19 protein-coding genes are annotated in these 21,861 nt (G+C 48.8%); 5 read left to right on the top strand and 14 right to left on the bottom strand.

What is annotated here, in order from left to right; all coding sequences use genetic code 11:
- From sufB to RCO25_RS14640, 6 genes are all read right to left on the bottom strand, one after another.
- Positions 1–1,398 carry a Fe-S cluster assembly protein SufB gene (gene sufB, locus RCO25_RS14665; protein ID WP_308996886.1) on the bottom strand — a complete coding sequence of 466 codons (1,398 nt, stop codon included), beginning with the start codon at positions 1,396–1,398 and terminating at the stop codon, positions 1–3.
- A 29-nt stretch (positions 1,399–1,427) separates the two neighbouring features.
- Positions 1,428–1,859, bottom strand: a complete 432-nt coding sequence (sufU, locus tag RCO25_RS14660; RefSeq protein WP_308996885.1) for a Fe-S cluster assembly sulfur transfer protein SufU — start codon at positions 1,857–1,859, stop codon at positions 1,428–1,430.
- Complete coding sequence (locus tag RCO25_RS14655) at positions 1,846–3,072, bottom strand: cysteine desulfurase (protein ID WP_308996884.1); 1,227 nt, start codon at positions 3,070–3,072, stop codon at positions 1,846–1,848. The genes sufU and RCO25_RS14655 overlap by 14 nt, the downstream gene beginning before the upstream one ends.
- Positions 3,069–4,376 carry a Fe-S cluster assembly protein SufD gene (gene sufD, locus RCO25_RS14650; RefSeq protein WP_308996883.1) on the bottom strand — a complete coding sequence of 436 codons (1,308 nt, stop codon included), beginning with the start codon at positions 4,374–4,376 and terminating at the stop codon, positions 3,069–3,071. The genes RCO25_RS14655 and sufD overlap by 4 nt, the downstream gene beginning before the upstream one ends.
- Before the next feature lie 21 nt (positions 4,377–4,397).
- Positions 4,398–5,177 carry a Fe-S cluster assembly ATPase SufC gene (gene sufC, locus RCO25_RS14645; protein WP_308996882.1) on the bottom strand — a complete coding sequence of 260 codons (780 nt, stop codon included), beginning with the start codon at positions 5,175–5,177 and terminating at the stop codon, positions 4,398–4,400.
- Positions 5,178–5,457: 280 nt separating this feature from the next.
- A complete protein-coding gene (locus tag RCO25_RS14640) occupies positions 5,458–6,039 on the bottom strand; it encodes a DUF1802 family protein (RefSeq protein ID WP_308996881.1) in 582 nt (193 codons plus the stop codon).
- 155 nt (positions 6,040–6,194) lie between these two features.
- Between RCO25_RS14640 and mtnK the strand changes: the two genes are divergently transcribed.
- Complete coding sequence (gene mtnK / locus RCO25_RS14635) at positions 6,195–7,406, top strand: S-methyl-5-thioribose kinase (RefSeq protein WP_308996880.1); 1,212 nt, start codon at positions 6,195–6,197, stop codon at positions 7,404–7,406.
- Positions 7,407–7,430: 24 nt separating this feature from the next.
- The gene (mtnA, locus tag RCO25_RS14630) at positions 7,431–8,483 is read left to right on the top strand and encodes an S-methyl-5-thioribose-1-phosphate isomerase (protein ID WP_308996879.1); all 1,053 of its coding nucleotides are present in this window, start codon (positions 7,431–7,433) and stop codon (positions 8,481–8,483) included.
- Between the two features lie 183 nt (positions 8,484–8,666).
- Here mtnA and RCO25_RS14625 read toward each other — a convergent pair whose 3' ends face one another.
- Positions 8,667–8,972, bottom strand: a complete 306-nt coding sequence (locus RCO25_RS14625) for a YunC family protein (protein WP_308996878.1) — start codon at positions 8,970–8,972, stop codon at positions 8,667–8,669.
- Between the two features lie 164 nt (positions 8,973–9,136).
- Between RCO25_RS14625 and RCO25_RS14620 the strand changes: the two genes are divergently transcribed.
- Positions 9,137–9,685 (top strand): hypothetical protein, encoded by a 549-nt coding sequence (locus tag RCO25_RS14620; RefSeq protein ID WP_308996877.1) that lies wholly within the window; start codon positions 9,137–9,139, stop codon positions 9,683–9,685.
- A 64-nt stretch (positions 9,686–9,749) separates the two neighbouring features.
- Here the strand turns inward: RCO25_RS14620 and RCO25_RS14615 are convergent, their stop codons facing one another.
- The gene (locus tag RCO25_RS14615; protein ID WP_308996876.1) at positions 9,750–11,648 is read right to left on the bottom strand and encodes a putative bifunctional diguanylate cyclase/phosphodiesterase; all 1,899 of its coding nucleotides are present in this window, start codon (positions 11,646–11,648) and stop codon (positions 9,750–9,752) included.
- A 144-nt stretch (positions 11,649–11,792) separates the two neighbouring features.
- Positions 11,793–12,179 (bottom strand): DUF423 domain-containing protein, encoded by a 387-nt coding sequence (locus tag RCO25_RS14610; RefSeq protein WP_308996875.1) that lies wholly within the window; start codon positions 12,177–12,179, stop codon positions 11,793–11,795.
- A 64-nt stretch (positions 12,180–12,243) separates the two neighbouring features.
- On the opposite strand from RCO25_RS14610, the gene RCO25_RS14605 reads away from it, so the two are divergent.
- A complete protein-coding gene (locus tag RCO25_RS14605) occupies positions 12,244–12,747 on the top strand; it encodes a hypothetical protein (RefSeq protein WP_308996874.1) in 504 nt (167 codons plus the stop codon).
- Positions 12,748–12,818: 71 nt separating this feature from the next.
- Here the strand turns inward: RCO25_RS14605 and RCO25_RS14600 are convergent, their stop codons facing one another.
- The 4 genes from RCO25_RS14600 to RCO25_RS14585 form a co-directional block, all read right to left on the bottom strand.
- Positions 12,819–15,911 carry an AAA family ATPase gene (locus RCO25_RS14600; protein ID WP_308996873.1) on the bottom strand — a complete coding sequence of 1,031 codons (3,093 nt, stop codon included), beginning with the start codon at positions 15,909–15,911 and terminating at the stop codon, positions 12,819–12,821.
- The gene (locus tag RCO25_RS14595; RefSeq protein ID WP_308996872.1) at positions 15,908–17,083 is read right to left on the bottom strand and encodes an exonuclease SbcCD subunit D; all 1,176 of its coding nucleotides are present in this window, start codon (positions 17,081–17,083) and stop codon (positions 15,908–15,910) included. Before RCO25_RS14595 ends, RCO25_RS14600 begins: the two co-directional genes overlap by 4 nt.
- A 206-nt stretch (positions 17,084–17,289) precedes the next feature.
- A complete protein-coding gene (ald, locus tag RCO25_RS14590; protein WP_308996871.1) occupies positions 17,290–18,417 on the bottom strand; it encodes an alanine dehydrogenase in 1,128 nt (375 codons plus the stop codon).
- A 22-nt stretch (positions 18,418–18,439) separates the two neighbouring features.
- Positions 18,440–19,912, bottom strand: coding sequence for a CoA-acylating methylmalonate-semialdehyde dehydrogenase (locus tag RCO25_RS14585; protein ID WP_308996870.1), 1,473 nt, complete (start codon positions 19,910–19,912; stop codon positions 18,440–18,442).
- A 99-nt stretch (positions 19,913–20,011) separates the two neighbouring features.
- Here RCO25_RS14585 and RCO25_RS14580 point away from each other — a divergent pair, with 99 nt between their 5' ends.
- Positions 20,012–21,631 carry a PucR family transcriptional regulator gene (locus RCO25_RS14580; protein ID WP_308996869.1) on the top strand — a complete coding sequence of 540 codons (1,620 nt, stop codon included), beginning with the start codon at positions 20,012–20,014 and terminating at the stop codon, positions 21,629–21,631.
- Here RCO25_RS14580 and RCO25_RS14575 read toward each other — a convergent pair.
- The gene (locus RCO25_RS14575; RefSeq protein WP_308996868.1) at positions 21,628–21,840 is read right to left on the bottom strand and encodes a hypothetical protein; all 213 of its coding nucleotides are present in this window, start codon (positions 21,838–21,840) and stop codon (positions 21,628–21,630) included. The genes RCO25_RS14580 and RCO25_RS14575 overlap by 4 nt on opposite strands.
- Between the last annotated feature and the right edge of the window lie 21 nt (positions 21,841–21,861).

Below are 21,861 nucleotides of genomic sequence, written 5' to 3'. Positions count from 1 at the left end.
TTAACCGATGGAGCCTTCCATCTCGAATTTGATCAAACGGTTCATCTCAACCGCGTATTCCATTGGAAGCTCTTTCGTGAACGGCTCGATGAAGCCCATTACGATCATTTGCGTTGCTTCTGCTTCGCTAAGACCACGGCTCATCAAGTAGAACAATTGATCTTCAGAAACCTTCGATACGGTTGCTTCATGCTCAAGCGTGATGTTGTCGTTCAAAATCTCGTTATAAGGAATCGTATCCGAAGTCGATTCGTTATCAAGAATGAGCGTATCACATTTGATGTTCGCTTTCGCGCCGTCAGAGTTGCGTCCGAAGGAAGCAAGACCACGGTACGTTACTTTACCGCCATGTTTACTGATTGATTTCGAAATGATCGTGGAGCTGGTATCCGGTGCAAGGTGAGTCATTTTCGCTCCTGCATCCTGATGCTGGCCTTTACCGGCAACGGCAATGGACAATACCATGCCTTTCGCGCCGCGGCCGCGCAATACGACAGCTGGGTACTTCATTGTCAGCTTAGAGCCGATGTTTCCGTCTACCCACTCCATCGTTGCATTCTCGTCCGCAACTGCACGTTTCGTAACCAGGTTATAAATATTCGGTGCCCAGTTTTGAATCGTCGTATAACGAACGCGTGCATTTTTCTTAACCAAAATCTCAACTACTGCGCTGTGCAGTGAGTTTGTGCTGTATACCGGAGCCGTACAGCCTTCAACATAGTGAACGGAGCTGTCTTCGTCAGCGATAATTAGCGTACGCTCGAATTGACCCATGTTTTCGGAGTTGATACGGAAATAGGCTTGCAATGGAACCTCACATTTAACGCCCTTAGGAACGTAGATGAAGCTTCCGCCTGACCATACCGCACTGTTCAAAGCTGCAAATTTATTGTCATTCGGAGGAATAATCGTTCCGAAATATTCTTTCATCAGCTCAGGGTACTCGCGAAGCGCCGTGTCCGTATCCGTGAAGATTACGCCTTGCTTCTCAAGATCCTCTTGCATGCTGTGGTAAACGACCTCGGACTCGTATTGAGCCGATACGCCGGCAAGAAACTTTTGTTCAGCCTCTGGGATACCAAGTTTATCAAACGTTTCTTTAATTTCGGAAGGAACCTCTTCCCAAGTCTTGCCTTGCTTATCCGATGCACGAACATAATATTGAATGTCGTCGAAATCGAGCTCATCCATATTGCCGCCCCATTTAGGCATCGGCATTTTGAAAAACTGCGCTAGCGATTTCAAACGGAAATCCAGCATCCACTCAGGCTCGCCTTTAATTTCCGAAATCGTGCGTACGATCTCTTCCGTTAACCCTTTACCTGATTCGAATACGGCTTTATGCTCGTCACGGAAACCATACTTATAATCTTCCATTTCCGGCATTGATTTAGCCATGGTCATTCACGCTCCTCATTAATCTCGTTTTAATGTGATTCTTGCTGCTGCTCGATCCCCTTGCGCAAGGCGTTCCACGCGAGAGTCGCGCATTTGATCCGTGCAGGAAATTTGTTTACACCCGAAAGTGCATCCAGCTCCTCATATTCATCAAATTCGACCGGTTCGCCTTTCATAAGGGCTGAGAACTTCTCAGCCATTGCAAGCGCCTCGTCAAACGTTTTGCCTTTAACCGCCTCTGTCATCATCGATGCGGAGCTCATGCTGATCGAACAGCCTTCTCCGCTAAACTTTGCATCCGTTACTTTACCTTCAACAACCTGGAGCTGAAGCGATATCCGATCGCCGCAAGTAGGGTTATTTAAGTTAATCGTAACTGATTCTTCATTCATTGTACCGCGATTCCGAGGATTTTTATAATGATCCATTATAACTCTGCGATATAAATCATCCAATTGCATGACCGAAGAACTCCTTTGTTTGTAATAAGGCATCGGCTAAGCGGTCAATTTCATCTTCAGTATTATATAAATAAAAGCTTGCTCTCGCTGTCGCAGATACGTTTAACCACCGCATGAGCGGCTGGCAGCAATGATGGCCTGCGCGTATTGCGATGCCTTTGGAATCCAGTACGGTTGCCACATCATGCGGATGCACATCTTCCAAATTGAAGGTCACGAGCCCTACACGATTTTGCTTTGGTCCGTACAGCGTAATGCCTTCAAGCGAAGACAATTTCTCATAGGCATAAGTGGCCAAGCGTCGCTCATGCTGATCTATCTCATCAAGCCCAATTTCCTGTAAAAAGTCAATTGCAGCGCCAAGTCCGACAGCGCCTGCAATAATTGGTGTGCCGCCTTCGAAGCGGTACGGAATCTCTTTCCAGGTAGACTCGTAAAGATCAACAAAATCGATCATCTCGCCGCCGTATTCAATCGGCTCCATCTTATTGAGCAGCGACTTCTTGCCATACAATGCGCCGATGCCCGTAGGACCACACATTTTATGACCGGAAAAAGCATAAAAATCTACGTCCAAATCTTGTAGATCAATTTTCATATGCGGTGTGCTTTGTGCACCGTCAACAACCATAATAGCGCCGTTTCGATGAGCGATTTGAGTAATTTCCTTGATCGGATTAATAAGCCCGAGCACATTCGAGACGTAGGTCACAGATACAACCTTCGTTTGCGGCGTGATCGTTTTCTCAACATCCTCCAAAGAAATCGTGCCATCCGGCTGCAGCGGTATATATTTCAAGGTTGCGCCTGTGGCTTTCGCTGCTTGCTGCCATGGAATCAAGTTGCTGTGATGCTCCATTGGCGTAATGACGATTTCGTCGCCTTCGCCGCACATCGACCGAGCATAGCTCGATGCAACCAAGTTCAGTGCTGTCGTCGTGCCGCGTGTAAATATAATTTGCTCCGGTGCTCCCGCATTCAGAAATTTCGCTACCTTCTCGCGCGCTCCCTCATAGGCATCAGTCGCCCTGGAGCCAAGTGTATGCACACCGCGATGAACGTTCGCGTTATCCAGCTCATAGTACCGATTAACCGCATCAATGACGGAGCGCGGCTTCTGCGAAGATGCCGCGCTGTCCAGATAAACGAGCGGGTGCCCGTTTACTTCTTGATGCAATATCGGGAATTGCTCCCGAATCGCATTTATATTCATCCCTCTAGCTTCCTTTCGAGCAAACGCTGAAGTTGACCGCGAACCGCCTCGACTGGAATTTCCGATACGACCGGTGCCAAGAAGCCGTAAATAATTAAACGTTCAGCATCTTGCTTAGATATACCGCGTGACATCAGGTAATAGACCTGCTCCGGGTTAACTTGCCCTACGCTTGCCGCATGACCGGCAGTTACATCATCTTCATCGATAAGCAAAATCGGGTTGGCGTCGCCGCGCGCTTTCGGGCTAAGCATTAGCACCTTCTCGGTTTGTACACCGTTCGCTTTCGTCGCACCTTTCTCGATCTTCGTAATTCCGTTAATAATCGCCGAAGCAGAATCCTTCATAACCGCGCGGGTTACCATGTTGCTGTCCGAGCTTTTGCCAAAATGAACGGCTTGCGTCGTCAAGCTGTTTTGCTGCGCGTTTTTGCCTACGCTGATAACCTTCGCATCCGAAGTGGAACCTGTGCCTCTCAGCATGGATTTAGTGTCAGACAACGTATTTCCGTCGTTCAAATCACCGATAATCCATTCCATTTGACCATCATTCTCAATAACCGAACGGCGGATCGACATATCCACACCTGTCTCGCCCATATGATGGATCGAGCTGAAACGAACGTGAGCACCTGGCTTAACGAACACTTCAACGACAGACGGGTGTACGAATGGCGCACTGTTTGCGCCCGGCTCGGAAACAACGCAATCCACGTATGTCACTCGGCTATTATTATCCGCAACGATCAGGATATGCGGAGCAAAAGTCGCTTCGGCATTGTCGTTGTAGAAAATAGCCTGCAGCGGCAGTTCTACTTCTACATTTTTAGGAACATAGACGAATACGCCGCCGTTCCAAATTGCTGCATGAAGCGCCGTTAGCTTATCTTCATTCTTTGCTACTGCTTGGAACAAATATTTCTGAACGAGCTCGCCATGCTCCTTGCATGCGGTCTCCAAATCTGTAAAAATAACGCCTTTGCTGGCATATTCGCTTGAAAATTGATTCCATACGATACCGGAATTGCGCTGTACCAGCAAATTTTCAGTTCCTTCTGCTACCAATTCGCGAACAACCTCTGGAAGCTCGCTAATTGCTCCAACCGTTGACGGCTGCTCGTAGCTGCCTACTGCTGTCAGATTCCATCTTTCGATACGAACCTTCTCTGGCTTTGGCCAACCGAGTGTTCCGGTAAGCTCTGCCGCTTCTCCGCGCAGTTCAACAAGCCAGTTTGGCTCGCCTTTGCTGCGTGCCAGTGCTTCTGCAGCTTGACGGTTTGTCGGAGTAGTTAGTTGTGTACTCATCCGTTATGCCCCCTTCTCCGCTTAAGCCTGGCCGACTGTTTCATCTACGATGCCAAGTTCTTCTTTAACCCAATCATAACCTTCGTTTTCCAAACGCTCTGCAAGTTCAGGACCACCGGATTTAACGATGCGGCCTTGCATCATTACATGTACGAAATCCGGAGTAATATAATTAAGCAACCGTTGATAGTGAGTAATAATCAGGAAACCGCGATCTTCCGAACGCATAGCGTTTACGCCTTGCGATACGATACGAAGTGCATCAATGTCAAGACCGGAGTCAATTTCATCAAGCACGACAATTTTAGGATCAAGCAGCATCATTTGCAAAATCTCGTTACGTTTTTTCTCGCCGCCTGAGAAGCCTTCATTCAGGTAACGGTGAGCGAACTCAGCGTTCATTTCCAGTTCCTTCATCTTGCTTTCCATTTTGCGAATGAATTTGATCAACGAAATTTCATTGCCTTCGCCAAGGCGTGCATTCAATGCGCTGCGAAGAAAATCAGAGTTCGTTACGCCTGGAATTTCGCTTGGGTATTGCATCGCAAGAAACAAACCGGCAAGCGCACGCTCGTCAACGCCCATTTCAAGGATATCTTCGCCGTTCAATACTGCTTTGCCTTCGGTTACTTCATATTTAGGATGTCCCATCAAAGCGGATGCCAGCGTGGATTTACCGGTACCGTTAGGGCCCATGATTGCGTGAATTTCTCCACCTTTAATGTCAAGATTGATTCCTTTTAAAATCTCTTTTCCGTCGATTGCCGCTTTCAGGCCTTCGATGACAAAATGCGTTGCCATAATATGCTGATCCCTCCAAGGTTGGTTTAATTCGGTCAGTCACTTCTATATAGAATAGGCTTACTATTATAGAGTGATTCTCAATGATTCTCAATAATCATTTTAATATAGTTTTTGTTATAAATCAATGCGAGATGTCTTTGTTTCGCTGATTTTGTCTTATTTCAGCATAAAAATACCGACATTTTCCTTCTTCCACCGTCTAATATTTTCCAACAAATCACAAAATTTTGTCGTGCATTCTCAATGAACAGTGGACCTTGCATGCCTATCTCGCTTATTAGGCTAATGCCTGTTTAATCTTTTCCACTTCAGTCTGAAACGCTTCGTCATCCAATACGGGAATCCTTACCGGTAATCCGATTTCCTCTTCCAGTCTTACCCAAGATTTACATCCGTTATAAGCGGGAACCATCGGTAATTCGAAAGGCTTCTCCAACCGGTATACGCGTAGCACTAAAACATGCAGAGGTTTGGTTTTCTTCCAGCGCAATCTTTCCTCCGCAAATGTATCTGTCCATATATGTAAATCACGCAGGCGATCAAGCGTCTGCTGGTCCGTTATTTCGATATCCATGGCAACCTCGGCATAAGCTTCAAGCTTCACCGTATCCGTGTCCAAAGACCAGCCTGCCAGCGTTTCGTCCAAATCATCCATGAATTCATCCTTTAAAAGATGCTTTTTCTGATGCTCAAAAGCGGGCATTAAGTAAAAGCTTGGGCTCACCAGTTGAAAATCCCGTGTTTCTTCAATAATTCCGCCTTTGCGCATGACGATAATTTGCTTTCCCTCTGCGAGTGCTTTAACGCTGACGGCCCATTCTTTCAAAGCGATGTTTTGCAGCACATTTTGTGCGGTCATTAAGCTTCCTCCATCCTACTCGTCAATAAACTTGTCTCTATTTGATAACATTATATCAAACGAAGGTATTCCAAGGCGAAATAATATACATTATACTATGTTGAGATGAATACTGGGCATTGCTGCCCGACTACTATAACCGGAGGTGGACAGCCATGTCTGCATATCATCCATTAACAGAACAAGAAGCCATTCAAATAGCCCTTTCCCTTGACGTTTTTTTTCCGCAAGGCGCAGTGCTCACGAGCCGCGAGATTGGCGACGGCAATTTAAACCTGGTGTTTCATATCACGGACTCTGCCAGCGGAAAAAGCCTCATTATGAAACAAGCCCTGCCTTATGCTAAAGTTGTAGGCGAGTCTTGGCCGTTGACGCTTGACCGTGCACGGATTGAGAGCGAGAAGCTTATTTTGGAAGGAAAACTTGCTCCAGGACTTGTCCCAAGCGTATATAAGTATGATCCAGAGCTGTATCTGACCATTATGGAGGATCTAAGCGATCACATCATTATGCGTCAAGGATTAATCGGAGGAACACGGTATCCAAAGTTCGCGGATGATATTTCAACCTTTATGGCCCGTACGTTGTTTTTCACTTCCGATCTAGGAATGAACCAGCAGGAAAAGAAGCTTCAAGTAAAAGCTTTTATTAATCCCGAGCTGTGCAAAATAACAGAAGATCTCATTTTTGACGATCCGTATACCGATTCGCCTAACAACAGCTTTGACCCGGCCATTCGTGATGCAGCGGAAGCGTTATGGCAGGATCAAGAGCTCCATCTGGAAGTCGCTATTCTTCGCGATAAGTTTTTAACAAACGCTCAAGCGCTGCTTCACGGGGACCTTCATACGGGTAGTGTGTTCGTAACGCCAGAATCGACAAAGGTCATCGATCCCGAGTTTGCTTATTACGGACCGATCGGTTTTGACATTGGTGCCGTTATCGCGAATCTTCTTCTAAATTTCGCCGGTCAAGAGCATTGGATCGCAGATGCGGACAAGAGAAACGATTTCCGTCAATATCTAACCAATACCGTACGCGATGTATGGAACTTGTTTGACCAAAAATTCCGTGCGCTTTGGAATGAGCATGGACTGGATCGCCTTGCTTCTTCCACGCCGGCATATCAAGACTACTACATGGACCGCTTGCTTCAGGATGCCGTCGGGTTTGCCGGCTGCAAAATGGTGCGCCGCATCGTCGGCTTGTCACATGTCGTTGATATTGACCGTATTCCGGATGCTGCCGCGAAAGAGAAAGCACAGCGCTTAGCTCTTGCTATCGGAACAACACTTATACGGAACAACCGCAAGGCGCAATCCATTGAGGAAGTAATCGATGCGGCCTTATCCCAAGCAAATAATTGATAGACACAGAAAGGAATTGACATCATGACAACGAATTACGCTGGTTTGCAATCCGTGATTTGGACCAAGGACAGACTTGACCTGCTTGATCAGAGGCTGCTGCCCGAGGAGATCGTATATTTGCCTTTATTGACAGCAGAGGATGTATGGGAAGCCATTCGCCATCTAAAGGTTAGAGGAGCACCGGCAATCGGAATATCCGCAGCTTACGGGGTTGTGCTCGGCAGTCGGAATGAGCAGTCATCCGAGGCTTGGCTCGCTCAAGTGGTCAAACAAGCAGAGTATCTCGCTACTTCCAGACCAACTGCCGTTAACTTGTTTTGGGCGCTCGACCGCATGAAAGCCGCTGCTGCTTCTTACGTTGAACAGGGTTTGTCTCTGGAAGCAAGCAAAGCCGCTTTGCTTACAGAAGCGATCGCAATCCAAAGCGAGGACGAAGAAACGAATCGATTGATCGGGGAGCATGCGTTGTCGCTGTTCAAGGACGATATGGGTGTGCTCACCCATTGTAACGCCGGCGGTTTGGCGACTGCGAAATACGGTACAGCACTCGCTCCCTTCTATTTGGCTTTAGAACGAGGCATTACGCTTCGCGTATATGCTGATGAGACGCGGCCAGTCCTACAGGGGGCTCGCCTTACTGCTTTCGAACTACAACAGGCAGGCGTAGACGTAACGCTAATTTGCGATAACATGGCTGGCATGATCATGGCCAAAGGCTGGGTCGACGCAGTCATCGTCGGTACGGACCGCGTTGCGGCAAATGGCGATGTAGCTAACAAAATCGGCACGTACAGCGTTGCTGTCTTGGCCAAAGCGCATGGCATCCCTTTTTATGTAGCGAGCCCGCTTTCTACCATCGATTTAAACACGCCAACGGGTTCAGAAATACCGATTGAAGAGCGTAATGCCGAAGAAATCACAGAAGGCTTTGGCAAACGTACGGCGCCGCAAGGCATTAAAGTGTATAATCCAGCTTTTGATGTTACGCCAAATGAATATGTTACAGCCATTATTACGGAGAAAGGCATCGTGCAAGCACCTTACGATGACAACCTGCGCAAGCTGTTTGAGTAAACAACGGATGGCAAGCTTAAACGGTGTTTCCGTCTTTTAGCAGCAAAAGCATTCGTTTCGCGGATATATTTAAGCAGATTTATAAGTGAAAACTTATAAATTCTAATGTATTAAAAGAAGCCCTAAACTCTGTTGGCCAGCTCTTGTTCGCCTGCACAGAGGTTAGGGCTCTTTTCCTGTCCGTTAAAGCATCAATTGGAGCGCTTCCGAACCCTTCATGCCTACAACGACGCCTATTGACTCTGCAGACGTTGTGACAGACTCCAAAGGAGCTGCCATAAGCTCCTCCAACGTCCGTACGCCAACAGCGCGGCCGGCCAATATTTCCCGGTCCTTGAGACGCTCGTTTAGCAGAGAAACATCTAGCGCTCCGCACATAATATATCCTTTATCAGTCATAATCGCGAGCAAAGTAGTTTTGGGCAGCTTCACTTCAACGCCAAGAACGGTTTCTCCATTCTCAAGTATGAAAGGAACCATCCGCATCATACGGGATCCACCCCCTTCGTTTCACATAGTAATAGGCAATGCACTGCAACATCATTATATGCAAAAAATATTTTGGCAGTGTTGGATAATTGCTTATTTATATCCCTACATGAAAGCCTAATTTAGTGGTATATTAGTACTACACCACTCAGTTCGGAGGTACTATGGAAAAACATCGCTCAGCCCAAGACCAATCTTCTTTTGTTTTTAAAATCGAGGTGCTTGTAGAAGGGAAAAACAATGCTGCGGCTTTGGAACAATTGCTTCATTTGCTAAATTGTTCAGGCTTCATTGATTTTCGCATCTTATCCGGCATCCAGTTGGGGGAACAAATCGATCAGCGTAGAACGAATGCGCAGACCGTTCAAGAGATACCCATACCATCGGCTCAGACTGAAAACGTTATCATTCCGAATCAGAAAAGTACGCGAGCCGCCGAAAGAAACGATAAAGGAAACGTCATACCGGTAGACAAGCCTGCAGTTGAATCCGGATCATTGGAAGCATTAAGCTATTTTGATAAAATAAAAACGATCATGAAGAACAACACTCTCATTCGGTTGATCGTAAACAAGGGGCTCGGAATAAAGCTCAGCATCCCATGCAGAATCATTAATTTGGATGAAACGGATAATATCATTACGGTTTATCATGTCGACGAGAAGCAAGTGTACACCTTCCGGTTAAATGAAATTGAAGACTTCTCATATTGATGAAGCATCAAAATGCATAAAAAAACCGTTCAAATGACTGTTTGACAGTCAATGAACGGTTTTTTTATACATAACCCGGCGAGAGCATCTGTTCAATATTTTCACTTGATACAGGTGGACTCCAGAAGTAACCTTGCATTTCATCGCATTTGTGCTTGCGTAAAAAAGCCATCTGTTCTTCTGTTTCAACGCCCTCTGCTATAACTTGAATATTGAGATTGTGGGCCATCGCAATAATAGCCGCAACGATTTCTGCATCGCTTGGATCCTGCTGAATATCGCGTACGAAGGAACGGTCGATTTTCAAGCGATCAATCGGGAAATTTTTCAAATAATGAAATGAGCTGTAGCCGGTACCGAAATCATCGACGCTAATATTGACGCCTAAATCCGTTAAGTCTAATAAGCATCTGGATACATGGCTGACATCCATTGTCATGGACTCTGTAATCTCTAGATCGAGGTATTTAGCATCGAGGCCCGTCTTCTCCAGCACGGCGGATACCTTGCTTGCCAAATCATTTTGAACGAATTGTCTAATCGATAAGTTCACGGAAACGGGTATTAAGGGCAGACCCGCATCTTGCCATGCTTTGTTTTGACGGCATGCCTCTTCGAGTACCCAATCGCCGATTTGTACGATCATACCGCTTTCTTCTGCTAATGGGATAAAGTTTCCTGGCGGGATCATGCCTTTTTGGGGGTGATTCCACCGCACAAGAGCTTCAACACCAACCATCGTCCCTAATACTAAGTCATATTGGGGCTGATAATGCAGGATAAACTCGCTTCGCTGTATGGCGCGGTACATTTCATGCTGAAGGGTAAGCCGTTCAAGCGATGAGTTGCTCCAACTGTCCGAATACAGCATGCAATCATTTTTCCCGCTTTCCTTTACCTTTACGAGTGCCATATCGGCTTTCTTAATCAGCGCGTAACTATCATCATTCTCATCACGGTTGGTAACCAAACCGATACTTGCAGTAATATGTAGCGGAAAGCCGCTTAATTCATAAGGTTCTTCGATTGATTTAAGAAGCTGCCTCGACAGTTCGAGCAAATGCTTCTCCGATTGCAGGTTGCAATACAATAAGGCGAATTCATCGCCTTCCATTCGTGCTGCAAAATCATTGTCCGAAAAATCACGGTTCAGCCTCTCAGCGACCTGCATCAGAAGAATGTCGCCGAATTCGCGTCCGAAGGATGCATTGACAAGCTTAAAGCGATCCAAATCCAAATAACAGATGCCTACAACCCGCTCCTCTTCCTTAGCCCTAGCAAGCGTTTCGGTCAGCTTCATTTGAAACAATGTGCGGTTCGGCAAGCCGGTCATGTCATCGTAATAAGCCATGTAGCGAATCCGTTCTACGTTCCGTTTGCGATCGCTTAAATCCTGGCTAATGATTACGGTGCCGATAACTTCATCCCCTTGCAGCATCGGTGAGCAAACGACTTGGAGCTCTAACGGAAAACCGGAACCATGGGTAATATTAATATTGATCTGCTTCGTTTCGCCTAACAGTGCCTGCTCGAACGTTTCATTAAGCAATGGCCGGCTTCCAGGATCGACGATTCTTAATATCGGCTCGCCAATAAGCTCCGTTCGGTGATAGCCCAGCGTGCGGCTCGAAGCTTCGTTCATCTCGATTACCATCCCGCTTTTATCCAGGACTGCCAGGGGTACTGCGTCAGAGCGAAGCAAGGTTTCAACAATAGCCGTATGGTAGTTTTGGAGGTTGAACGTCTCACTTCGTTTTATATAAACAATTACTGCGGTTACGAATAACGATGCCGCTACGGCTGCAGCCGTCCATTTATACATCGTATTGGAAATAAGCAAAAAGGATACGGTGATCCAAACCAACGCGAGTGCTGCCAGAAGGCTGCTAATCATCAATGATCCGTTAAACGTTTGTTTGAGCTGCTTTGTTTTTTCAGGAAAACCATCCATCCGTTTCGTCACGCACAAACGTCCTTCCCCTATTTCGAGTCAAGTGAGTGTTCGCTTTATTATAAACGATGTATGCCTTCTGGTATAGAAATATTTACTAAACCTTATTATTTTTTCATTGCATAACCGATATTTATGACTTCATTCCTTTTAATGTCATTTTGTAATCTTCATTTTTTTATACGCTGCAATTATTACGCATGTCCAGCCCGCAAGAATAGCTACGCCGCCTATAGGCGTAATCATGCCTAGCTTGCTATAACCGCTAACCGCAAGGACATACAGGCTTCCACTGAAAATGATCATGCCCGTTAGGATAAGCCTTCCGCCGTTCAATGCCAGCTTGCCTGCTTCAATCTGCTTGGCAAATAGAGCAATAAGCATTAATCCGAGGGCGTTATACATATGATATCTAACGCCCGTTTCGAAGATATCAAGGTAATGCTCAGTCAATTTCTGTTCTAATCCATGTGCGCCGAAAGCACCCAGAGCGATCGCTATTGCAGCGTTTATTGCGCCTATTGCAAAATATTTTGGAAACATGTAGTTTTCAACCCTTTCAAATTTGTGTATAATTTTACCGTAATTAGTAAAGGAGACGATAAATATGGAAAATGAATCAAATAACTTTGCCAACCAGCCTTCCCAGAACGAACCTTACGGAACGAAGCCGATTTTTTCAAACGAACCTACGCTCAATAACGGTCCAAAGAAGCAATCTGGGCTTGGCATTGCTGCTTTCATCATTGGTTTGGTTTCGGTCGTGTTGCTAATTATTGCATTCGTTTCAGGCAGCAGCTTCGCTGATCAAATTGCGGATTCCAACCTCACCTTAGCTGATCCAGAGGATACCGCGGCATTCCAGGCATCGATCGAAGCACTCGGAGAAACCGTGCTCGCTTCTTTTGTAGTAGCCATCGCATGTATCTTTGGGGCAGGCTTCATCGCGTTTATTGCCCTTATTCTATCCATCGTTGCTGCTTGCTCCAGCAAGCGCCGCAGACTATTCGGCGTGATCGGCATCGTACTTAATGTTTTGGTTATCGTCGGTGCAATCAGCTTGTTTTTTGCCGGCATCAGTGCCATTGCAGCAAACGTCGCAACATTGTAAATCCTTATTCATAAAGTCTGCTTCAGCCGCTTTCAGGCGCTTGAAGCAGACTATTTTTATGCTCTGATATTTTACCTCACTATCATTTTCGTGCGGCTGAAGCCTTCTTTCGTCTTGTTGACCTCAAGGCAGGCTGGGAATGCGTCCTTCAGTTCCTGCACATGCGATATGACTCCAATCATTCTTCCTGCCTTCTGCAGATCCACAAGCGCAGTAATCGCCTTTTGCAGCGACTCCTCATCCAGAGAACCGAAGCCTTCATCAATAAACATCATTTCAATCGTTACACCGCCCATATGGGACTGTATGACGTCAGTCATGCCTAGCGCCAAGCAAAGTGATGCATTAAATTTCTCGCCGCCGGATAACGTTTTTACATCACGGTTTTGCCCTGTGTAAGCATCGTAGACGTCTAAGCCCAAACCGCTTTGTTTGCCCCGATTTTCTAAACGATCGCTTCTTTGCAAAGAAAACTGACCGTTTGATAGATCATGCAGACGGGCATTTGCAGCGAATAGAATTTGCTCTAAAAACTCAATGAGGATATACCGCTCGAACGAAATTTTGAGTGCATTATCGCCCTTCAGCATATGGAATACATCCATAACCTCCTCAAGCTTAGCTTCAAACATTTTCACTTGTCCATTGGCCCGTCCTATTGATGCTGCTAGACGCTGAGCGACTTGACCGGTTCGCACCGCTGTCTGTGCCGCAGCCATTACTTGCTCCTGCTGCTGCTTGAGCGCCGAGAGCTCCTCTTGGAGCTGAACAAGCACCACTCGCGGTTTGCCAGCCAGCTCCATTTGGAGATCAGTCAATTGCTGCATCAGTGCTGAAAGCATCGTTCGATAAGACGCTATATCTTTCCTTAAGCTCTCTCTTTCGATCTCGCCCATAACAGCATCCTCATAATGCCGAACCGTACTAAAGCCCGCTTTCAAAAGCTCTTCCAGCAGCCTCTGCTCAGCAAGCTGTTTATGGTTCTCCGCTTCCTTCAACTGACGCTCTGCTTGATCTGCGTAAGCTCTTTGCTCAGCAAGCTTCGTAGTCTTCCGTTGAAGCTCCTCCTGCACAGAGACCCAAGCCGCTGTCATTCGATCCGAGACGGCTTGCCGTTCATTCAGCTTTGCTTTCAGACTCTCCGGCGTTCGAAGCGCCTCCGGTATGCGAACCAGCTCCTGCTGCAGCGCTGACTGCTGTGAGGTTCTTTCAACCATAAGACGATGCCTCTCTTGCTGAAGCTGGTCTTTCGATAGCATGTGTTTCTCCAAAAGCTGCTCCTGGCGCTCAAAGAGCTGCTTCAGCTCCGGCAGCTGCTTCGCTTTCAAAAGCAGCTTATCGGTCTCATCCTTTAATACTCGCCATAGCAGCAGCAGCTGAGATCGCTGCTCTTCCAGCTTCACGGCCTGCAATCCGAACTCAGCTAGCTCTTTCGCCCCTTCCTCCCTTGTGGCTCTTGCAGCTGCCGCCTGCGCGCGCGCTTCCAGCCATTCGCGCTCTACCGCGGCAAGCTGTGCCTTTGCCTCTTGGAGACGCTCCCTGGAAGGAACTTCAACAAGGGTATTCGCCTTAACCTTATGTTCTTCGCTGCCGCATACCGGACAAGGCTTACCATCGTGCAAATGAGCGGCAAGCAGCGATGCCTGCCCTTCAATCCAAGAAGACTCAAGCCGGTCATGCTCTTCCTTTGCTTTGGTGAACAATTGCGCGAATTCCTTCTCAAGCTGTCCGATGCGCGCCATTTCCTTCTCTACGTCGACTAAACGCTTCAACTGCTTTCCTTGCTGCTCCACGAGGCGAAGCTTGTCCAGCTTCTCGGCAAGTTCAGCCGTTTCAAGCTCCGTTTCTTTAATTTGAGCATACGAGGCTTGCCGTGCTTCGCGGAGCTGCATAAGCTCGGCCTCTAAAGCTTCCTGCTTAACGGTGCATCTCCGTTCCTCCTGCACAAGCTTATCAATAGCCTGCTGCTGACCTGCAAGCGTCCTTACCGCAGGAACAAGCTCCAGCAATCTGGTCAGCTCCCGCTCAGCTTCACGGCGCTCCTCTCCGCGCTGCTCCTCTGCAGTATACCGTTCGGCAGACAGTACATGATCTCGCTCAGCAGCTTCAAGCTCGGCGCGTCTGGCAGCCAACTGATTTTCCTTTGCGGCCTTATCCACCATCGTCCGCTCAGCTTGCTCCTTGTATGGAGTCAAAGCAGCAGCCTTCTCCGCAAGCGCAAGACGCTGTTCCTTATCATCATAATCCAGCTTCTGAACATCCAACTGCTCGAGCTGAGCCTTCTTTCGGTCATGCTCCTCATGCTTGCTATTAAGCGCCGCGGCTAATCTGAGCTTCATCTCCTGCGCATCGAGCTGAACCGCGATCGCTGCTTTCTGGTCGCCCGCTTCAGCCGCAAGCTGATTATAAAATACAAATTCCTGCTCCAAGGCCTCTGTCACTTGCGCGGCGCTGTAAACCTCTTGTTTGAGGGTAATCGACAGCGGACTGCCTTCCCGCTCCGGCAGCGCCTCCTGCACTTGCTTCAGATAGGCATTTTCCGTCGTCTTTGCTTCCTTTAGCTGGTCCTGCAGTCCGCGATGCATTTGTTGAAAACGGCCCTCCAGCCGTTCATAAAGCTCCGTTCGAAAAATGCGTCGCAATATTTCTTCTTTATTATCGGTATCCGAAGTTAGCAGCTTGCGGAATTCACCCTGCGGCAGCATCACGATTTGGCTGAACTGCTCCTTAGTTAAGCCGATGATTTGTTCAAGCCGCGCGTTTACGTCTGAAACGATAAAACGGTCGACTGCGGGTATCGCTTCTCCGCTGGTCATCTCGTAGAGCTCGGCTCTGCCTCCGGTTTCGCTTTTGTTCCCGCCCTTGCGGTGAGGCATTTGCCTAATCACCATAAAGCTTCTGCGGCCAACCGCAAACTCGAAATGGACGGAGGTATGCGTGTCTTCCGCCGCAAAATGGCTGCGAAGCATTCGAGAATCAGCTCTGTCCTCACCGCTAGCAGTCCCATAAAACGCGAAACATATCGCATCGAAAATCGATGTTTTGCCCGCTCCGGTGTTGCCAGAGATAACGAATAAGCGCCGGTGCTCCAGTAAGCTGAAATCAATCGTTTCCGTATCCCGATAAGAGCCAAACGCCGTCATTGTTAGCTTAATCGGCCTCATATTGCGCCTCCCTCCTCACGCAGCAGCTCTGCGTACGTATGCGCGAACAGCTGTTTTTTCGTTTCGGAAAGCGGCTGTCCCTTGACCTCTTGATAAAAGGCGGCGAACAGCTCGACCGGATCGGCTTCCCGCCTTCTTGCTGCGCTGCTTGGATCTGCTGCCGATCCGTCTGCGGATGCGGCGCCCGCAAGCGATGTTCGGCGCTCGACATGGAGCGCATTCGGATAGACCGCCCTTACTTTTTCCATGGGAAACAAGACCGGATTATCATTAAGCAGTGTAACGAATACATAATCCTCATTGACCTCGTGCTTCTCGATTTCCTCTATCGAAGCAGCGATACGGCGCATATTCCGAAGCGGCTTCAGCTCCCGTTTCTCGATCGCAGCTGTGCCGGTTTCATCGAGCTCGATCACCAAATAAACCTTTATGTGGTTTTCCTCTGAGATTGAATACTTAAGCGGCGAGCCCGAATACCTTATCGTATTGTCCCGAACGAAATGCGCCTGATGCAAATGACCGAGCGCGGTATAATGAAAACGCTCAAAATAAGCTGCGCTCACATGCTCGGCTCCGCCAACGGACAACGGCCTTTCGGAATCGCTCGTATTTAGCTCCGGCTCGCCAGTTGCCGTCACAAAAGCGTGCCCGATGAGCACATGACGTGCTGTGGGGGCCATCGACGCTTTAATTTTATGCGTAATCACCCGCATGGCGTCATCATGTGATTTTATCGAATCGTCGTTTAACTCATAGCGCACCAGGGCCGGGTCGGCATAGGGCACTAAATGAAAATGCACCTCGCCAAACTCGTCGCGAATAACGACCGGTTCCATATCCCCGCGCAGCTGTCCGGCCAGATACAAACCTCTATTCTCCATCATCTTTGTGCCGAAATTGATACGGTCCGGACTATCATGGTTACCGGAAATGGCAAGCACCGGCGTTTTCAAATCAATGACAATACGACTCAGCAGCTCGTCCAGCAGCTCAACAGCCTCCGTTGGCGGCACGGCCCGGTCATAGAGATCGCCTGCAATAATAACAGCGTCAGGCCTCTCTGATTCGATTGCCTGCAGCAGCTGCTCCAGCACGTAGCGCTGGTCCTCTGTCATATAGATGCCTTGCACGAGCTTGCCCAAATGCCAGTCTGCCGTATGAAATAACTTCATTCGTTCCAAACACCCTTTCCTCGCACATCGAAATCTAGTCGAAGCATGCTATTATTCTATCCTTTTATATTACCATTGCTCTAAGCACATCGCATAGTATAGCGCATGCACCCTGCAGGTTGGAACGCAGTAGGACTACAGCAAAAAAAACAGCGACCTTCATCGCTGCAGCTCTCACAGCAAAGAAGGTCGCTGTTTTTTTGAAACTAACCCGATATCGCCTGCAAACATTCACTCAGCTCCGCGCAGCTCAGCCCATGCGCAGCGGCTACAGCCTCGCAGGTAACATAGCCGGCTATCGTATTGACTCCTTTGCTTAATGCAGCATTACTAAGCAGCGCTTTCTTCAAGCCAGCATTGGCAAGAGCGAGAACATACGGGATCGTTGCATTCGTCAAGGCTGCTGTCGCTGTTTGCGGCACGGCTCCCGGCATATTGGCTACAGCGTAATGAAGGACGCCAAACTTCTCGTAAGTCGGCGAAGCATGCGTTGTAATGCGATCAATCGTTTCGAATATGCCGCCTTGATCAATAGCTACATCGATAACTACCGAACCGCTGCACATTGCGCGAACCGTCGATTCATTTACAAGTTTGGGCGCTCGCGCACCCGGAATGAGCACTGCGCCTATAACCAAATCGGATTGTTGCACCGTTTCCGCCACTTGATTCGAGGTCGATGCAAGCGTGTGGACTCTTCCCCCGAATCGTTCGTCTAAATAACGAAGGCGATTGGCATCGGTATCCATAATCGTCACATCGGCGCCTAAGCCAGCCGCAATTTGTGCAGCCCCTGTCCCGACAACGCCGCCCCCGATAATCGACACCCGTCCTTTGCGTACCCCCGGCACTCCGCCCAGCAAGATGCCCCGGCCTCCGTATGTCTTCTCCAAAAACTGCGCCCCGATCTGCGCAGCCATACGTCCCGCAATATCGCTCATCGGCGTCAAGAGAGGCAGCTGTCCGCCGGCAAGCTGCACCGTTTCATAAGCGATAGCCGTCACCTTATGGCGAATTAGCGCCTCTGTCAGCTCGGGCTCGGCTGCTAGATGCAAATACGTAAACAAAAGCATATTTTCGTGAAAATAGCGGTATTCCTCCGGCAGCGGCTCTTTCACCTTCAGCACCAGCTGCTTGTTCCAAGCATCTTCTGGATAAGGCACGACAACCGCTCCCGCCGCTATGAACTGCTCGTCAGCAATGCCTGAGCCGCCCCCTGCTCCGCTCTCAATAAACACAACATGTCCATGTCGCGATAATTCATAAACGCCGCCAGGCGTAATGGCGATACGGTTTTCTTGGCTTTTCAACTCTTTGGGAATTCCGATCTCCATCGCAGCTCGCCTCCTCAATCCGTTAGAAGTATCTGGACGTAATCATTTTTTTCTTCGTATAAAACTCCACCCCGTCCTTGCCGTTCGCATGCAAATCTCCGTAGAATGAATCCTTCCAGCCCGAAAAAGGAAAAAAAGCCATAGGCGCGGGTACACCCACGTTAACGCCAAGCATCCCGGCTTCGGCTTCCTCTCGGAACTTGCGCACCGCCTTTGCGTTCTCGGTATAAATAACCGCCGAATTTCCAAATCTGGAGCTGTTGACGATCGTAAGCGCCACGTCTAGGTCGGCAGCACGCAAGACGGATAATACGGGTCCGAAAATTTCTTCCCTCGCAATCGTCATGTCTGGTTTCACAAGGTCAAAGATGGTCGGGCCAAGAAAATAACCGTCCCCGCCGCGCTCAGCTGCCAATCTGCCGTCAAGCAGCAGCTCAGCGCCCTCAGCCGATCCCTGCTCAATATACTTCTCTACCCGTGCGCGATGCTCCGCACGGATGACCGGCGTCAGCGTAACCTCGTCCCGCATGCCTGAGCCGATGATCATCGCTCCTGCTGCAGCTTGGAGCGCATTCATGAAGCTGCTAGAATCACCGACCGCAACGACCGCTGAGCAGGCCATGCAGCGCTCGCCAGCGCTCCCGAAGGAGGAGGCAATGATATTCTCGACGGTTTTCTCCACTTGCGCATCGGGCATGACAATATGGATGTTTTTGGCCCCTGCGAGCGCTTGGACCCTTTTGCCGTACGATGAAGCACGCTCATACACATATTTGGCGACAGGCTGCGAGCCAACGAAGGATATCGCTTTTACGCCCTGGCTGCTCGTCAAGGAATCCACGACTGCATGAGAGCCATGAACCACATTTAGGACACCGTCCGGCAATCCTGCCTCCTGCAGCAGCTGCGCAAGCTTATTCGCCGTGAGCGGCGTTATCTCCGACGGCTTTAGCACGAAGGTATTACCCAGTGCAATGGCAAGCGGGAACATCCAGCAGGGCACCATCATCGGGAAGTTAAACGGCGTGATGCCGCCAGTAACGCCGAGCGGAACACGGAAAAGCTCCGAATCCAGATCGGTTGCGATATTAGCCAGCGTCGCGCCCATCATATGCGTGGGAGCTCCTGCCGCAAACTCCACGTTCTCGATGCCCCGCTGCACTTCGCCGTAGGCTTCCTTGTAGCTTTTTCCATTCTCTGACGTAATGATCTCGGCGAGCTCCTCTGCATGCTCCTGAAGGAGCTGCCAGTAACGGAACAACACCCTTGCCCTGCGTGGAACGGGGGTTTTGCTCCATGCCGGAAAGGCCTGCCCGGCGGCAAGCACGGCCGCTTCGACATCAGCCTCAGCCGATAGCGGAACATAAGCAAGCACTGCGCCAGTCGCTGGATTTAACACTTTGTCTAGTTGTTTACTCGTCGATTCCACCCATACGCCATTGATGAAATTACGCAATTTCTGCGTTTCGTGCCCTGCACTCGGTTCGATGGCCATCCATTCAGCTCCTGACTGCGTAAATTTTCCACATATTGTTTTGGACATCTTGTATAATCAGTAAAAGCGTTACAAATCCAGTTTGGACGGTGACTGCCTATGGTAAAGACGGTGCTGCAGCTAACGGTTAGAGAGATTTTGGAGCGTCCCCTATTTCAGAACGCAGAGGCCATCGCCAGCGAGGAAGCGCTGAACCGAACCGTAAAATGGGTACATATCATGGAAGTAACCCAAGTTGGACATTTATTAAACGGCCATGAGCTCATTCTGAGCACCGGCATAGGCTGGCATGATGACGAAGAACTAAGCCTGTCTTTCCTTCGGCAGCTGATCGACAGCGGAGCCTCTGGCCTATGCATTGAGCTAGGGCTGTACGCCAAGCAGCCCTTTGACAAAATGAAAGAGCTGGCGCTGAGCGAGAGCTTTCCTCTTATTTTTTTCCATGAAGAAGTCCGCTACATCGATATTACGCAGGATCTGCATACCTACTTCATTCATCAGCATCATCGCATGGTTTCCGAGCTGGAGGCGCTGTCAATGGAGCTCAACCAGCTGCTCCTCTCCGGTAAAGGCTTGATGTCTCTCCTGCGGCTGCTTCATCAAACGACTGGCGCTCAAGTCGCCTTCTTCCCTTTAGGCGCCGAAGCCCATTTTATCCCGCATATGCCAAGAGCCAAGGCTGACAGCTTCTATGAACAGTGGATTTACGGCAAAATGTTTGCGGAACCCCAGCAGAAGCGAATGATCGCCCATCGCCCGATTTTGGCTCTCGACCATTTGTTTGCCGATTTGCTGCTGCAAGGCAAGCATGAGCTTAGCGAATTTCAAATACTAGCCTTAGACCGCGCTGCAACAGCCATTGCCCAGGAAATGATGCGGACCAAATATATGGAGGAGCGGCGCCGCCATAAGGAGGATCTATGGTCGGTAGATTGGCTAGGCGGAAAGCATTCCGCCAATAATATCCGGGACTATATCCGCTCCATCAAACCCTCTGCCAAGCTGACAGGCGTAACGGTGTGCCTCTTCGACATTGGCGATGCGTCCAAAACAATAACCGGCAAAGATGACGATACCCTCATCATTCAGAAAAACATGGTTGCCCGCGCTATTTTTGAAGGGGAAGGTTTCCTGCTTCTGCCTCTGGTGCTCCATGACCACATTGTTTTCATCGTGCTCGACCAGCTTGGCGCCGTTCAATTTCAGGAACGGCTGCTGCGCGCCATCAGCCGTCTGCAAAAGACCGAGCAGCATCAAGAGCCTGCCTTTTTCTCCTCGCATATCGGCATCGGCAGTTATATCTCGCAATTAACGAATGTGCAGGAGAGCTACGAGACAGCTAAAGAAACGATCGCGATTCAAAAGGATATCGGTCCGCTCCCCTCCCCTTTCTATCATGATTTGCATCTTCATAAAATTATTTATACGCTAAAAAAAGCAGATGCCCTACCGGCTTTAATGGAGGAATATATCGGCCCGGTAGTCGCCAGCGATCTGGAAAAGGGCGGACAGCTGCTGCTCACTTTAAACATCTATTTGCAGTGCTCAGGTTCCAAGCAGGAAACAGCCAAAGCACTGTTCATCGCAAGGCAGACTCTCTATCACAGGCTGGATAAGCTCGCTGCGCTGCTTGGCGATAATTTTATGGAGCCCGAAAAAAGATTAACCATCGAGATTGCGCTTCGCGCTTACCAATATATGCATGGGCCCATCCATTAAGGCGGGAGGGACTGTTTGAGCAGCAGGTTGACAAAATATTTGCGGGCATCCGCCGTTTCAATGAGCAGAGATGCTTCATCTCCTCCGGGATGCTTTAGCTCCAGCCAATCGCCGCTTAAGCCCTCGCGCACTCCAGTAATGACATACTGCTGCTTCATATAGGAATCAATCTTGCCTTTCTCTTCGGCATATTGCTCATAAGCGGACATGGCTACCCCTCCTCCTGCGTC

The sequence above is a fragment of the Paenibacillus sp. LHD-38 genome (assembly GCF_031157315.1).
Lineage (GTDB): Bacteria > Bacillota > Bacilli > Paenibacillales > Paenibacillaceae > Pristimantibacillus.
Note: the sequence above shows the minus strand (reverse complement) of the source record. Positions and strands in the feature narration are given on the sequence as shown.

Excerpts from the sequence above, each read along its gene's own strand:
- sufB (WP_308996886.1), bottom strand. The coding sequence starts at position 1,398 with ATGGCTAAATCAATGCCGGAAATGGAAGATTATAAGTATGGTTTCCGT.
- RCO25_RS14620 (WP_308996877.1), top strand. The coding sequence starts at position 9,137 with ATGGAAAAACATCGCTCAGCCCAAGACCAATCTTCTTTTGTTTTTAAA.
- RCO25_RS14605 (WP_308996874.1), top strand. The coding sequence starts at position 12,244 with ATGGAAAATGAATCAAATAACTTTGCCAACCAGCCTTCCCAGAACGAA.
- mtnK (WP_308996880.1), top strand. The coding sequence starts at position 6,195 with ATGTCTGCATATCATCCATTAACAGAACAAGAAGCCATTCAAATAGCC.
- RCO25_RS14640 (WP_308996881.1), bottom strand. The coding sequence starts at position 6,039 with ATGACCGCACAAAATGTGCTGCAAAACATCGCTTTGAAAGAATGGGCC.
- ald (WP_308996871.1), bottom strand. The coding sequence starts at position 18,417 with ATGGAGATCGGAATTCCCAAAGAGTTGAAAAGCCAAGAAAACCGTATC.
- RCO25_RS14580 (WP_308996869.1), top strand. The coding sequence starts at position 20,012 with ATGGTAAAGACGGTGCTGCAGCTAACGGTTAGAGAGATTTTGGAGCGT.
- RCO25_RS14585 (WP_308996870.1), bottom strand. The coding sequence starts at position 19,912 with ATGGCCATCGAACCGAGTGCAGGGCACGAAACGCAGAAATTGCGTAAT.
- RCO25_RS14625 (WP_308996878.1), bottom strand. The coding sequence starts at position 8,972 with ATGATGCGGATGGTTCCTTTCATACTTGAGAATGGAGAAACCGTTCTT.
- sufC (WP_308996882.1), bottom strand. The coding sequence starts at position 5,177 with ATGGCAACGCATTTTGTCATCGAAGGCCTGAAAGCGGCAATCGACGGA.
- RCO25_RS14655 (WP_308996884.1), bottom strand. The coding sequence starts at position 3,072 with ATGAATATAAATGCGATTCGGGAGCAATTCCCGATATTGCATCAAGAA.
- RCO25_RS14595 (WP_308996872.1), bottom strand. The coding sequence starts at position 17,083 with ATGAAGTTATTTCATACGGCAGACTGGCATTTGGGCAAGCTCGTGCAA.
- RCO25_RS14610 (WP_308996875.1), bottom strand. The coding sequence starts at position 12,179 with ATGTTTCCAAAATATTTTGCAATAGGCGCAATAAACGCTGCAATAGCG.
- sufD (WP_308996883.1), bottom strand. The coding sequence starts at position 4,376 with ATGAGTACACAACTAACTACTCCGACAAACCGTCAAGCTGCAGAAGCA.
- sufU (WP_308996885.1), bottom strand. The coding sequence starts at position 1,859 with ATGCAATTGGATGATTTATATCGCAGAGTTATAATGGATCATTATAAA.
- RCO25_RS14600 (WP_308996873.1), bottom strand. The coding sequence starts at position 15,911 with ATGAGGCCGATTAAGCTAACAATGACGGCGTTTGGCTCTTATCGGGAT.
- RCO25_RS14575 (WP_308996868.1), bottom strand. The coding sequence starts at position 21,840 with ATGTCCGCTTATGAGCAATATGCCGAAGAGAAAGGCAAGATTGATTCC.
- mtnA (WP_308996879.1), top strand. The coding sequence starts at position 7,431 with ATGACAACGAATTACGCTGGTTTGCAATCCGTGATTTGGACCAAGGAC.